Origin of the sequence: Nocardioides marinisabuli (genome assembly GCF_013466785.1) — a bacterium.
GTDB classification, from domain to species: Bacteria; Actinomycetota; Actinomycetes; order Propionibacteriales; family Nocardioidaceae; genus Nocardioides; species Nocardioides marinisabuli.
In genome coordinates this window covers 1,651,878-1,664,495 of the sequence record NZ_CP059163.1, presented here as the reverse complement: position 1 = coordinate 1,664,495, position 12,618 = coordinate 1,651,878, and the positions used below count along the sequence as shown (strand labels likewise).

The following is a 12,618-nucleotide window of genomic DNA, read 5'->3' as shown; positions in this document are numbered from 1 at the left end:
CCCGGCGCTCGCCCTCCGGGTCCCGCCGGGTCCCCGGCAGGTCCGGAGGGCCGCTCGCTCACTGGTCGCGCAGCCGCCGGGCCTGCGAACGCACCCGGTTGACCAGCTGCTGGTCGGGGTCCTCGCGGCGCGCGGCCTCGCGGGTCATCGCGGTCAGCGCGTCGACGGCCACCGAGAGCTGCTCGCGCGCCGAGATCTTGTCGGGGTTGACCCAGCCGGTGCCCTCGGCGGGGCGCTGGGGGCGCAGGTCGGCGACGTCGCCGAGGACCTGCACGCCCGAGCCCTCGACGTACTCGATCCAGCGCTCGGCCTCGTCCTCGGCCCAGTCGTACATCTTGGGCGGCAGGCCCAGCGGCGCGGCGCCCTTGCGGCCGGCGAGCTCCTGCTCGGCGAGCAGGTCGCGCACCAGCGCGTCGTAGGTGACCTCGCGGCGGGTACGGCGCCCCAGCCGCTTGTTGAGCCGGCGCAGCAGCACCGTCTCGGCCGCCCCGAGCGAGGGGTTGCGCCGCTCGGACTCCTCGGGCGCCCAGGCCGGGTCGATGCCGAAGGCGGTGCAGAACCGGCGCCACAGCTCGTCGGGGGCGGCGGCGCTGCCGCGCTGGGGCACGGTGACGACGTGGATGTTCTCGGGGGGCAGGCCCGCGCTCCAGGTGCCGAGCACCGAGGGCAGGTCGAAGGAGCGGTAGAACCAGGGCTGGCGCTGGCGCACCTTCTTGAGGAACTGGCGGTAGGTCCACTTGCGGCCCTGCTTGATGCTCTCCTGCCAGGCGGCCGGCAGCTGGCGGCCCAGGTCGCGCACCGAGTAGACGACGTGCACGTCGTCGCCGCCGCCCAGGTCGCGCTTGGCGCGGGCCACCGCCTCGGCCGGGGCGGGCGCCAGGATCTCGTGGCTGATGATGACGGTGCCGCTGCTGCGCTTGACCCGCCGCACCAGGGCCTCCCAGCTGCCCTCGGCGTGGCCGGGCTCGCCGCCCCAGTCCTGGCCGAGCAGGTCGAGCGCCGCGCGGAAGTGGAAGAGGCCCGGGCTCACCACGGGGCTACGGGTCGGCAGCGTGACGCCGTGGGAAGCCAGCGACTTCGCGTTACGGGCCAGCCGGTCCTGCAGGTAGGTCGTGCCGGTCTTCGGCGCGCCGATGTGCAGGTAGACGCGTCGGTTGCTCACGCGGGTGATTGTGCCCGATCGGCCCCGAGGGCCCGAACGACGGCCGACGGGCTGGGTCGTCCGAGCTCGCCGGCCATCCAGGTGCTGGTCGCCACCAACGCCTCGAGGTCGACCCCGTGCTCGATGCCGAGACCGTCGAGCAGCCACACCAGGTCCTCGGTGGCCAGGTTGCCGGTCGCGCTCACGGCGTAGGGGCAGCCGCCCAGGCCGCCCGCCGAGGCGTCGTACGTCGTCACGCCGGCGCGCAGCCCGGCCTGCACGTTGCTCAGCGCCTGGCCGTAGGTGTCGTGGAAGTGCAGCGCGAGCCGCTCGGGGCCGACGCCGGCCGCGCCGAAGGCCTCGACGAGCGCCGTGACGTGGCCGGCGGTGCCGACGCCGATGGTGTCGCCGAGGCTCAGCTGGGAGGCGCCGAGGTCGAGCAGCTGACGGCCCGCGGTGACGACCTGCTCGATCGGCACCGGCCCCTCCCAGGGGTCGCCGAAGCACATGGAGACGTAGGCGCGCACGTCGAGCCCGGCCTCGCGGGCGCGGGCCACGGTGGGCTCGAACATCTCCATCTGCGAGGCCAGGGTGCGGTTGAGGTTCTTGGCGGCGAACGTCTCGGTGGCCGAGCCGAAGATCGCGACGTGGCGCATCCCGAGCTCGAGCGCCCGGTCGAGGCCGCGCTCGTTGGGCACCAGCACCGGCAGGTCGCGGGCCGCGTCGCCGAGCTGGTCGTCGGCCTCGAGCAGCGCCACGAGCTCGGCGGCGTCGGCGAGCTGGGGCACCCACTTCGGGTGCACGAAGCTGGTGGCCTCCACCACCGGCAGCCCGGCGGCGACCAGCCGTCGTACGAACGCGGCCTTGGTGGCCAGGGGCACCAGCGCCTGCTCGTTCTGCAGGCCGTCGCGGGGGCCGACCTCGTAGATCGTGACCCGCTCGGGCAGGCCGGGTGCCGGCACCCGCATGGGCAGGGCGCCGATGGCGGGCTCGCGGTCGGGGGTGGTGGTCATCCCTGCTCCTCCTGGCCCGTTGGTTCCACGTGGAACAACACGTGCCCCAGGGGCACCTGGCGCCCCGTGGTGGCGTCGACGGTGGTGACCGTGCCGGCGAAGGGCGCGGTGAGCGCGAGCTCCATCTTCATCGCCTCGAGCACGCCGAGCACGTCGCCCTCCGCGACCTGCTGGCCCTGCTCGACGCGGACGTCGAGGACGGTGCCGGGCATCGGCGCGACCAGGGAGCCGTCGCCGGCCTCGGGGCCGTGGTCGGCGAACGGGTCGGGGCGCTGCCAGGCCCAGCGCTGGCCGCGGTGGGCGACCTCGACGTCGCCGGAGCGCACGTCGAGCACGGCGTGCTCGGCGTGGCCGTCGACGATCAGGTGCACGGTGTGGTCGGCGACCGAGACCTCCTGGACGCGGTGGTCGTCGACGCGCCCGCGGTGCCGGTCGACGACCAGGCTGTGCCCGTCGAGGGTGACGGTGTCGGGGGCCGGGTCGGCCCCCATCCGCCAGCCGTCGGCGTGCCAGCTGCCGGCGGCGGCCCCGCCCGGGCCCGCGCCGGCGGCGGGCAGGGTGTCGAGGAGCACCTGGGTCCAGGCCGCGAAGACCCGGGCCAGGTCGCCGTCGGGGGCGGGCACCTCGTGGCGGTCGAGCCAGGCGGTGTCGATGGTGGCGTCGCGGAACTCCGCACCGGCGGCCAGCGCGCGCAGGAAGCCGGTGTTGGTGGTCAGGCCCAGCACGGCGGTGTCGTCGAGGGCGGCGACCAGGCCGGTGCGCGCCGCCTCGCGGTCGGCGCCCCACACCACGACCTTGCCCAGCATCGGGTCGTAGGCGGTGGAGACCTCCTGGCCCGAGACCAGCGCGTGGTCGACCCGCACCCGGGTGCCGGCACGCTCGACGGCGGCCGGCCAGCGCACCAGGGAGGCGCGGCCGGCCTGCGGCAGGAACCCGCCGAAGGAGTCCTCGGCGTAGACGCGCGCCTCGATCGCGTGGCCCTCGAGGGTCACGTCGTCCTGGTCGAAGCCGAGCGGCTCGCCGGTGGCCACCTGCAGCTGCAGCGCGACCAGGTCGACCCGCTCGCCGCGCACCCGCGCGACCTCCTCGGTGACCGGGTGCTCGACCTGCAGGCGGGTGTTCATCTCGAGGAAGTAGAACTCGCCGGTCGCGTTGTCGAGCAGGAACTCGACCGTGCCGGCGCCGGTGTAGCCCACCTGCGCGGCCAGCGCGACGGCCGAGGCGGTGATCGCGGCCCGCTGCTCCTCGCTGATCGTGGGCGCGGGCGCCTCCTCCAGCACCTTCTGGTGGCGGCGCTGGGTGGAGCAGTCGCGCTCGAAGAGGTGCACCACGTGGCCGTGGGTGTCCCCCATGACCTGCACCTCGACGTGGCGACCCGACTCGACGTACTTCTCGATGAGCATCGTGTCGTCGCCGAACGACGAGCGCGCCTCGCGCTGCGCGGCGCCCAGCGCCTCGGCGTACTCGCCCGCCGAGCGGACCACCCGCATGCCCTTGCCGCCGCCGCCCGCGGCGGCCTTGACCAGCACGGGGTAGGCGAACGAGGCCGGGTCGTCGGCCAGGTCGTACGACGGCACGACGGGCACGCCGGCCTCGACCGCGATGTCGCGCGCGGCGTCCTTGCGGCCCATCGCGTCCATCACCTCGGCGGTCGGGCCGACCAGGGTGAGGCCGGCCTCGGCGAGCGCGCGGGCGAAGGGGGCGCGCTCGGAGAGGAAGCCGTAGCCGGGGTGGACGTAGCCGGCGCCGGAGTCACGGGCCGCGGCGACCACCTCGTCGATGTCGAGGTAGGAGCCGACCCGCACCGCGACGTCGGCCTCGGTGACGTGCAGCGCGCCGGCGTCGAGGTCGGTGTGCAGGGCCACGGTGCGCCAGCCGAGGCGGCGCGCGGTGACCAGCACCCGTCGGGCGATCTCGCCGCGGTTGGCGACCAGGAGCGTGTGCATGTGTGTCTCCATCACATTCGGAAGATGCCGTAGCGGGGCTCGGGGATCGGCGTGTACGCCGTGGCCGCGAGGCCCATCCCGAGCACGCGGCGGGTGTCGGCGGGGTCGATGACGCCGTCGTCCCAGAGTCGAGCGGTGGCGTAGTAGGGCGAGCCCTGGGTCTCGTACTGCTCGCGGATCGGGGCCTTGAACTGCTCCTCGTCCTCGGCGCTCCACTCCTCGCCCCGGGCCTCGATCCCGTCGCGGCGCACCGTGGAGAGCACCCCGGCCGCCTGCTCGCCGCCCATCACCGAGATCCGGGCGTTGGGCCACATCCACAGGAAGCGCGGGTCGTAGGCCCGCCCGCACATGCCGTAGTTGCCGGCGCCGTACGAGCCGCCGATGACGACGGTGAACTTCGGCACCACGCTGCAGGCGACCGCGGTGACCAGCTTGGCGCCGTCGCGGGCGATGCCGTTGTTCTCGTACTCGCGCCCGACCATGAAGCCGGAGATGTTCTGCAGGAAGACCAGCGGGATGCCGCGCTGGTTGCACAGCTCGATGAAGTGGGCGCCCTTGAGCGCCGACTCGCTGAAGAGGATGCCGTTGTTGGCCACGATGCCGACCTCGTGGCCCCAGATGCGGGCGAACCCGCAGACCAGGGTGTCGCCGTAGAGCTTCTTGAACTCGTGGAAGCGGCTGCCGTCGACGACCCGCCTGATCACCTCGCGCACGTCGTACGGCGTGCGGGTGTCGGTGGGCACCACGTCGTAGAGCGACTCGGGCGGCTCGTGCGGCTCCTCGACCTCGGCGGCCGGGGTGCGGTGCGGCCGGGCCGGGGGCAGGGTGCCGATGACGCTGCGCACGATCGCGAGCGCGTGGGCGTCGTCGTCGGCGAGGTGGTCGACCACGCCGGAGGTGCGCGCGTGCACGTCGCCGCCGCCGAGCTCCTCGGCGGTGACGACCTCGCCGGTCGCGGCTTTCACCAGCGGCGGGCCGCCCAGGAAGATCGTGCCCTGCCCCTTGACGATAACGGTCTCGTCGCTCATCGCCGGCACGTAGGCGCCGCCGGCGGTGCACGAGCCCATCACGCTGGCGATCTGCGGGATGCCGGCGGCCGACATGTTGGCCTGGTTGAAGAAGATCCGGCCGAAGTGCTCGCGGTCGGGGAAGACCTCGTCCTGCATCGGCAGGAACGCGCCGCCGGAGTCGACGAGGTAGACGCACGGCAGGTGGTTCTCGGCGGCGATGGTCTGGGCGCGCAGGTGCTTCTTGACCGTCATCGGGTAGTAGGTGCCGCCCTTGACGGTGGCGTCGTTGGCGACGACGACGCACTCGCGGCCGTGGATGCGGCCGATGCCGGTCACGATGCCGGCGCTGGGCACCGGCGTCTCCCCCGGGGCGCCGTACATCTCGGTCGCCGCCAGCGGGCTCAGCTCGAGGAACGGGCTGCCGGTGTCGAGGAGGCGGTCGACGCGCTCGCGGGCCAGCATCTTGCCGCGCCCGGTGTGCTTGGCCCGCGCCGACTCGCTGCCGCCCGTCCGTGCCGTCGCCAGCCGCTCGCGCAGGTCGTCGACGAGGTCCTTGAGATCGCTCACGCGCTCAGGTTAGCGATCATTAACCTCCCCCACCACCACGACCCGTCGCAAATCTCACGCTGACCCGTCCCGAATCTCCCGCCGAGCCGGCCCGAACCGACGCCCCGGGTGCCGGTTCGCGCCGGGTGGGCGCGAGATATGAGCCGGGTCGGGGTTAATGGGCGATAACCTCGGGGGCATGTCCCGGCGCGAGCAGATCCTGGCCACCGCGGCCGAGCTGTTCGCCAAGCGCGGCTTCCACGGGGTCTCGGTGGCCGACCTGGGCGCCGCCTGCGGGGTCTCCGGGCCCGCGCTCTACAAGCACTTCGCCTCCAAGGACGCCGTGCTGGCCGCGATGCTGGTCTCGATCAGCGAGCAGCTGCTCGAGGTGGGCCGCGAGCGGGCCGCCGCGGCGCCCGACGCCCGGGCCGCGGTGGTGGCGCTGGTCGACTGGCACGTCGACTTCGCGCTGCGCCACCGCCCGCTCATCGTCGTGCAGGACCGTGACTGGGAGTCGTTGCCCGAGCAGGCGCGCGAGCAGGTGCGCGCCCTGCAGCGCGAGTACGTCGACGTGTGGGCCACCCAGCTGCGCTCGGTGCACCCCGGTCTCGGTCTCGAGCAGGCGCGCGCGACCGCGCACGCCACCTTCGGGCTGATCAACTCCACCCCGCACAGCGCGCTGCTGCCCGACCCCGCGATGGGCGAGCTGCTGCACCGGATGGCGCTGGGCGCGCTGGGCCTGGAGCCGGTGGACGCTCAGGTGCCGCAGAACGTCACGTAGGGCCCGGCCCCCTCCGGCCCCGGCTGCGCGTACGCCGCCAGCCCCGGCCGCTCGTCGTACGGCGCGGTGACCGCGTCGAGCAGCCGGTGCAGCGGCGCCAGGTCGCCCGCGGTGGCGGCCTCGAGGGCCTCCTCGACCAGGTGGTTGCGCGGCACGTAGACCGGGTTGACCCGGTCCATCGCGTCGCCGTCGGGGTCCAGCGCCCGCCAGCGCTCGAGCCACGCGTCGAGGCCGGGCAGGTCGAGCACCACCCCGCGCACGCCCTCGGCCTCGCCGCGCGCCGCGTCGGCCAGCGAGCGCCAGAACGACGTGTGGTCGACGCGCGCCGCGGCCATCAGGCCCAGCAGGTCCTCGACCAGGGGCGCGACGACGGCCTGCTCCAACCCCTCGGGCAGCCCGAGCTTGGCGGCCGCGCCCGACGTGAAGGCCTCGGTGTAGGCCGGCGCGAAGCGCTCGAGGGCGGCGGTGGCCGCGGCCACGGCGCGCTCCTCGTCGTCGTCGATCAGCGGCAGCAGCGCCTCGGCGAGCCGGGCCAGGTTCCACTGCGCGGCCGCGGGCTGGTTGCGGAAGGCGTAGCGACCGCCGGTGTCGATCGAGCTGAAGACCGTGCTCGGGTCGTAGGCGTCGAGGAACGCGCACGGCCCGTAGTCGATGCTCTCGCCCGAGATCGTCATGTTGTCGGTGTTCATCACACCGTGCACGAAGCCGACCAGCACCCACCGGGCGACCAGCCGGGCCTGGGCGGCCGCGACCCCCTCCAGCAGCGCCAGGTACGCCGCTCCCCCGAGGCCGGCGGCGCGCGCGGCCGGGTGGTGGCGCTCGATCGCGTGGTCGGCGAGGCGGCGCAGCAGGTCGAGGTCGCCGGTGGCGCGGGCGTACTGGAAGCTGCCGACGCGCAGGTGGCTGGCCGCGACCCGGGCCAGCACCGCGCCGGGCAGGACCTGGTCGCGGTGCACACCGCGGCCGGTGGCCACCACCGCCAACGAGCGCGTGGTGGGGATGCCCAGCGCGTGCATGGCCTCGCTGATGACGTGCTCGCGCAGCATCGGGCCGAGCGCGGCGAGCCCGTCGCCACCGCGGGCCCACGGGGTGCGGCCCGAGCCCTTGAGGTGCAGGTCGCGCAGGTCGCCGTCGGGGCCGGCCAGCTCACCGAGCAGCAGCGCCCGCCCGTCGCCCAGGCGCGGGGAGTAGCCGCCGAACTGGTGGCCGGCGTACCCCTGGGCCACCGGGGTCGCGCCCTCGGGCACGTCGGCCCCGACCAGCAGCCGCACCCCGGCCTCGGTGCGCAGCCACCCCGGGTCGAGCCCCAGCTCGCGGGCCAGGGGCTCGTTGAGCACCACCAGCTGCGGCTCGGGTGCCTCCTCGGCCTGCCAGCGCACCGCCAGCTCGGGCAGGACGTCGGCGAACCGGGTGCCGAGGCGCAGGTCGTCGAGGGTGCTCACGCTCATGCCTGCCACGCTACGCCGCCGGGCCAGGGCGGGCGTCTCAGCGCAGGAGCCGGTAAAACCGGAACACGTCGTGCTCGATCGGCAGCACCTCGAGGTCGGCGAAGCCGGCCTGCTGGGCGTAGCCGCGCAGCACCGGCGCCCGCATCACCGTGCCGGTGCCGACCGAGGGCTGGTGGGAGAGGCCGTCGGGCAGGCAGACAATCATCGAGATGCCGTACATCAGCTGCTCGACCTGGTCGCCAGGGCCGGTGAAGGCGTCGGGCACCCGCTCGTCCATGACCACGACGTGCCCGCCCTCGGCGGCCAGCCGCCGCGCCGAGCCGAGCACCGCCACCGGGTCGGCCATGTCGTGCACGCACTCCATGGCCAGCACCAGGTCGTAGACGCCCTCCTGCTCGGCACCGGCCGCGTCGGCGTGGTGGAACTGCACGCGATCAGCGACCCCGTGCGCGGCGGCGTTGGCGGCGGCGGCCGCGATGGAGGCCGCGTCGATGTCGTAGCCGTCGACCCGGGCGCCGGGGTAGGCCAGACCCACCCCGATGGCCGCCCACCCGTCGCCGCAGCCGATGTCGGCGACCCGCCCACCGCGCTCGAGGCTCGCGTGCACCTCGGGCAGGGCGGGCAGCCACTGGGAGCCGAGGAGCTGCAGGAACAGCGGCCGGTTGGCGTCGGCTTGGCTGCGGCGCATCGCCTCGCCGTACTGCTCCCAGCCCACACCGCCGCCCGCGGCGTACGCCGCCAGCAGCCGCGGCAGCTGCACGCCGGCGGCAGCGACCATCTGCGCGAAGGGGGTCGTGTAGCTGAGGCTGTCGGGGTCGCACAGCACCGCCGCGTGCTCGTCGCTGACCAGGTAGCGGCGTTCCTCGGCGGGCAGCGCGGGGTCGTCGACGTCGACCAGGCCCGCCACGCACTGCTGCTCGAGCCACTCGCGGGCGTAGCGCGGCGCCATGCCCGACGCGGCCGCGGCCTCGCCCACCGTCCGCGGCCGGCGGTGCAGCAGGTCGTAGAGCCCGAAGTGGGCGCCGACCGCCACGGTCAGCACGTCGAGGCCGCCGATGACGGACGCGAGCAGGTGGTCGGCGAGCTCGTCGGTGCGCATGGGGGCTCCTGCGTCGGGGGTGGTCCACCCGCCAGTGTCCGGTTCCGGGAGCCGGCCGGAGCCGGGCCGCCGCGGATCTCACCGGTTGTGGGTAGGGGGTGTCCCCGGCCTCAGAGCAGGTGGTCGATGTCGGGCGGACCGTCACCCTCGAGCAGCTCGAGCAGCCGGGCGGCGCGCTCGGCGGCGTCGTACGCCGTGGTCAGGTCGTCGTCCCCGTCCTCCGGGTCGACGCCGGCGGAGGGCGCGGGCGCGCGGGCGTGCAGCCGGGCCAGCAGCTCCTCGCGACCGGTGCCGCGCAGGTGCAGCAGCACGAACGGGTCGGCCTCCATCAGCCAGGTCAGCTGGTGCAGCACCGCCAGCGCGTGCACGCACGGGTCGACCCAGCCCTCGCAGGTGCAGGTGGTGGCCAGCTCGCCCCCGTAGGGCAGCAGCTCGACGCCGGCCTCCTCGGCGTGCTCGACCAGCTCGTGCGGCAGGTCGCCGGCCAGGAGCGCGCCGACCCGGCCCGCCTGCGCCGCCACGGTCTCGACCAGGGCCTCGGCGCCGGCGTCGTCGAGCACCGGCACCGCGACCTCGACCCGCCAGCGCCCGTCGCGGTCGTCGACGACCGCGACCGCCGACCCGGGACGACCTCGATGGCCCCGACCTGCCCGGAGCGCGACAGGGTGCGGGCGGCCGCCAGGTCGCCCTCGGCGTACGCCGACTCCTCGACGGCGCGCACCCACGCCTTGCCCCACCACCGCTCGGCCCGGGTGGTGCGGCGCCGCGCCGGCAGCCGCGGTGCACCACGCCCTGCCCGCCCACCGCTCAGTCCTCCCGGCGCAGGGTGACCAGGTCGCGCAGCTCGTCGTCGCTGAGCTCGGTCAGGGCGGCCTCGCCGTTGCCGAGCACCGCGTCGGCCAGGGCCCGCTTGCGGGTCAGCAGCTCGGCGACCTTCTCCTCGATGGTGCCGCGCACGACCGGGCGGTGCACCTGCACGGGCCGGGTCTGACCGATCCGGTAGGCCCGGTCGGTGGCCTGCTCCTCGACGGCCGGGTTCCACCACCGGTCGAAGTGCACGACGTGGTCGGCGCGGGTCAGGTTCAGCCCGGTGCCGCCGGCCTTGAGGGAGAGCAGGAAGACCGGGGCCTCGCCGGGCGGGGCGTCCTGGAAGCGGCGCACCATCGCCTCGCGCTCGCGCACCGGGGTGCCGCCGTGCAGCAGCTGGGTCGGCACGCCCGCGGCGCCGAGGTGGCGCTCGAGCAGCCGGGCCATGGCGACGTACTGGGTGAAGACGAGCACGGCGCCGTCCTCGGCGAGCACGGTGCCGATCAGCTCGTCGAGCAGGTCGAGCTTCTCCGAGCGGCCGCCGAGGCGCCCGCCGGACTGCTTGAGGAAGTGGGCCGGGTGGTTGCAGATCTGCTTGAGCCCGGTCAGCAGCATCAGCACCAGCCCGCGACGGGAGTCGGGGTCGGCGCGCTCGATGCACTCCATCGTGTCGCGCACGAACGCCTCGTAGAGCACCACCTGCTCGCGGGTCAGGCTCAGCGGGTGGTCGGTCTCGGTCTTGGGCGGCAGCTCGGGGGCGATGCCCGGGTCGGACTTGCGCCGGCGCAGCAGGAAGGGCGCGACCAGGTCGGCGAACTGGCGCGCCTTGGTCGGCTCGTCACCGGTCTCGATCGGCGCCGCCCAGACCCGGCGGAAGGCGTTGCGGCTGCCGAGCAGGCCCGGGATCGCCCAGTCGAGGATCGCCCAGAGCTCGGTCAGGTCGTTCTCGACCGGGGTGCCGGTCAGCGCGACCCGGGCCTGGCTGGTCAGGGTGCGCAGCATCCGCGCCGTCGCCGCGCGGGGGTTCTTCACGTGCTGCGCCTCGTCGGCGACCACCAGCCCCCACACCACCGGGCGCAGCGTCGAGGTGTCGGGGTCCTTGGCGTCGCTGCGCATCGTGCCGTACGTCGTCAGGACGAAGCCGGGGTCGCCGTCGAGCCCCGCCTCGAGGTCGCCGAGGCTGCGCGCGGAGCCGTGGAAGCGCCGCACCGGCACGCCGGGGGCGAAGCGGCGCACCTCGGCCTCCCAGTTGCCGAGCAGGCTCGTCGGGCAGACCACCAGCGTCGGCAGCGGCTCACGCCCCTCGGCGCGCGCCGCCTCGACCCGGTGCAGGTGCAGCGCGATGACCTGCACGGTCTTGCCCAGCCCCATGTCGTCGGCCAGGCAGGCCCCCAGCCCGTACGACGTCAGGTCGGCCAGCCAGGTCAGCCCGTGCCGCTGGTAGTCGCGCAGGGTCGCGGCCAGGCCCGCGGGCGCCTCGACCGGCTCGCGGGTGGCGGCGGTGGTCAGCCGCTCGCGCACCGCCAGCAGGCTGGCGCCGACGACGACGCCCTCCTCGCTCTCGGCGCCGCGCTCGACCACGGCCACCCCGGTCAGCGCGGAGGCCAGCGCCTCGGCGGGGCGGACCTCGCGCACCAGCCGCTTGCGGGCCCGCCGCGCGACGGCCGGGTCGACGACCATCCACGCCCCGCGCAGCTTCATCACCGGGCTCGCGGCCTCGGCGAGCCGGTCCATCTCCTCGGGCGTGAGCGGGTCGCCGTGCAGGGCCACCTGCCACTGGAAGGCGAACATGCTCTCGGGGGTCAGCAGCCCGGTCTGCAGCGGCTCCTCGCGCGGGCCCTTGTCGCGCGGCGCCCGGTCGAGCACGGCCCGGGTGGTCAGCTCGCGACCGAGGCTCTTGGGCCACAGCACGTCGACGCCGGCGCCCGCCAGGGCCCCGACCCCGTCGTCGAGCAGGCTCACCAGCTCGTCGGAGTCGAGCGTCAGCTGGTCGGGGACCCGCAGGTCGAGCAGCCGCTCCAGCACCGGCCAGGCCTCGGCGGCCGAGCGCAGCGCGATGGTCGCGTGGGTGCGGGCGCGCTCGCCGAAGCCGTGCACCTCGGGCTCGTCGAGCCACAGCGACGAGGCGTCGGTGACGTGCAGCGGGTCGCGCTCGTCGTGCACCTGCAGCACCACCCGCACGGTGCCGCCGACCAGCTCCTCCTCGTCGGCCTCGACCCGCAGGCTCAGCGAGACCAGGTGCGGCAGCTGCCCGGCGTGGCGGTGGCGAGCGATGCGGCGCTGGAGCCGGTCGCGGAAGTCGGCGGAGGGCTGGAGCGCGCCGCCCGCCGGAGGTGCCCCCTCGGGGCCGCCCCCGCGGACGGGCCGGGGGCGCGTGGGTCGGGCCGGCGCGACCGGGGCCCCGCGCGGCATCGCGTCGACCACGGCGTCGAGCACCCGGCGTACGACCTGCTCGGCCGCTGCTTCGTCGCACCCCTCGTGGGCGCGGGCGCGGGCCAGCATCCGCACCCGGTCCTCGTCGTCGTCGCCCAGCGGCGCCACCCGCCACTGCGGCGGGCGGCCGTCGTCGGGGGCCGGCTCGAACGCGCCTGCCGCGACCAGGCGCATGCCGAGCAGCACCGCCCCGGAGAGCAGGCCGACGCTGGGGTGCAGGTCGTCGCGGGCGTGGGCCTTGGTCAGCACCGGCAGCGCCGCACGCACCGGCAGCGCGACCGTGCGCCGGGCGTCGACGAACTCCACGACGCCCTCGCGCGGCGGGTCGGCCGGCAGGAACGTCGCCGTGCCGGTGACGGGGACGAAGCTCACGTCCGCGACGCTAGCCCCCGCC

At 75.2% G+C, this 12,618-nt stretch carries 9 protein-coding genes; 1 reads left to right on the top strand and 8 read right to left on the bottom strand.

Annotated features, from left to right (window positions below; genetic code table 11):
* Positions 1-58 precede the first annotated feature (58 nt).
* From H0S66_RS07985 to H0S66_RS07970, 4 genes are read right to left on the bottom strand one after another with little or no spacing between them, the layout of a single operon-like run.
* A complete protein-coding gene (locus H0S66_RS07985; RefSeq protein ID WP_179614917.1) occupies positions 59-1,162 on the bottom strand; it encodes a hypothetical protein in 1,104 nt (367 codons plus the stop codon).
* The gene (locus H0S66_RS07980; RefSeq protein WP_179614916.1) at positions 1,159-2,154 is read right to left on the bottom strand and encodes a hydroxymethylglutaryl-CoA lyase; all 996 of its coding nucleotides are present in this window, start codon (positions 2,152-2,154) and stop codon (positions 1,159-1,161) included. Before H0S66_RS07980 ends, H0S66_RS07985 begins: the two co-directional genes overlap by 4 nt.
* Positions 2,151-4,100, bottom strand: a complete 1,950-nt coding sequence (locus H0S66_RS07975; protein WP_246305118.1) for an acetyl/propionyl/methylcrotonyl-CoA carboxylase subunit alpha — start codon at positions 4,098-4,100, stop codon at positions 2,151-2,153. Before H0S66_RS07975 ends, H0S66_RS07980 begins: the two co-directional genes overlap by 4 nt.
* A gap of 11 nt (positions 4,101-4,111) precedes the next feature.
* Positions 4,112-5,677, bottom strand: a complete 1,566-nt coding sequence (locus H0S66_RS07970; protein ID WP_179614915.1) for a carboxyl transferase domain-containing protein — start codon at positions 5,675-5,677, stop codon at positions 4,112-4,114.
* 178 nt (positions 5,678-5,855) lie between these two features.
* Between H0S66_RS07970 and H0S66_RS07965 the strand changes: the two genes are divergently transcribed.
* On the top strand, positions 5,856-6,437 hold the full coding sequence (locus tag H0S66_RS07965) for an SACE_7040 family transcriptional regulator (protein WP_179614914.1): 582 nt from the start codon (positions 5,856-5,858) through the stop codon (positions 6,435-6,437).
* On the opposite strand, the gene H0S66_RS07960 is transcribed toward H0S66_RS07965, so the two are convergent.
* The 4 genes from H0S66_RS07960 to H0S66_RS07945 all read right to left on the bottom strand — a co-directional run bounded on the left by H0S66_RS07960 (position 6,413) and on the right by H0S66_RS07945 (position 12,596).
* A complete protein-coding gene (locus H0S66_RS07960; RefSeq protein WP_179614913.1) occupies positions 6,413-7,885 on the bottom strand; it encodes a protein adenylyltransferase SelO in 1,473 nt (490 codons plus the stop codon). The two genes, H0S66_RS07965 and H0S66_RS07960, sit on opposite strands and share 25 nt — an antisense overlap.
* 37 nt (positions 7,886-7,922) lie before the next feature.
* Positions 7,923-8,984 (bottom strand): class I SAM-dependent methyltransferase, encoded by a 1,062-nt coding sequence (locus tag H0S66_RS07955; protein WP_179614912.1) that lies wholly within the window; start codon positions 8,982-8,984, stop codon positions 7,923-7,925.
* A gap of 110 nt (positions 8,985-9,094) precedes the next feature.
* Entirely contained in the window at positions 9,095-9,550 is a 456-nt protein-coding gene (locus H0S66_RS07950; RefSeq protein WP_258017160.1) for an SWIM zinc finger family protein, read from the bottom strand.
* Between the two features lie 241 nt (positions 9,551-9,791).
* Complete coding sequence (locus H0S66_RS07945; protein ID WP_179614911.1) at positions 9,792-12,596, bottom strand: DEAD/DEAH box helicase; 2,805 nt, start codon at positions 12,594-12,596, stop codon at positions 9,792-9,794.
* Positions 12,597-12,618: the final 22 nt, after the last annotated feature.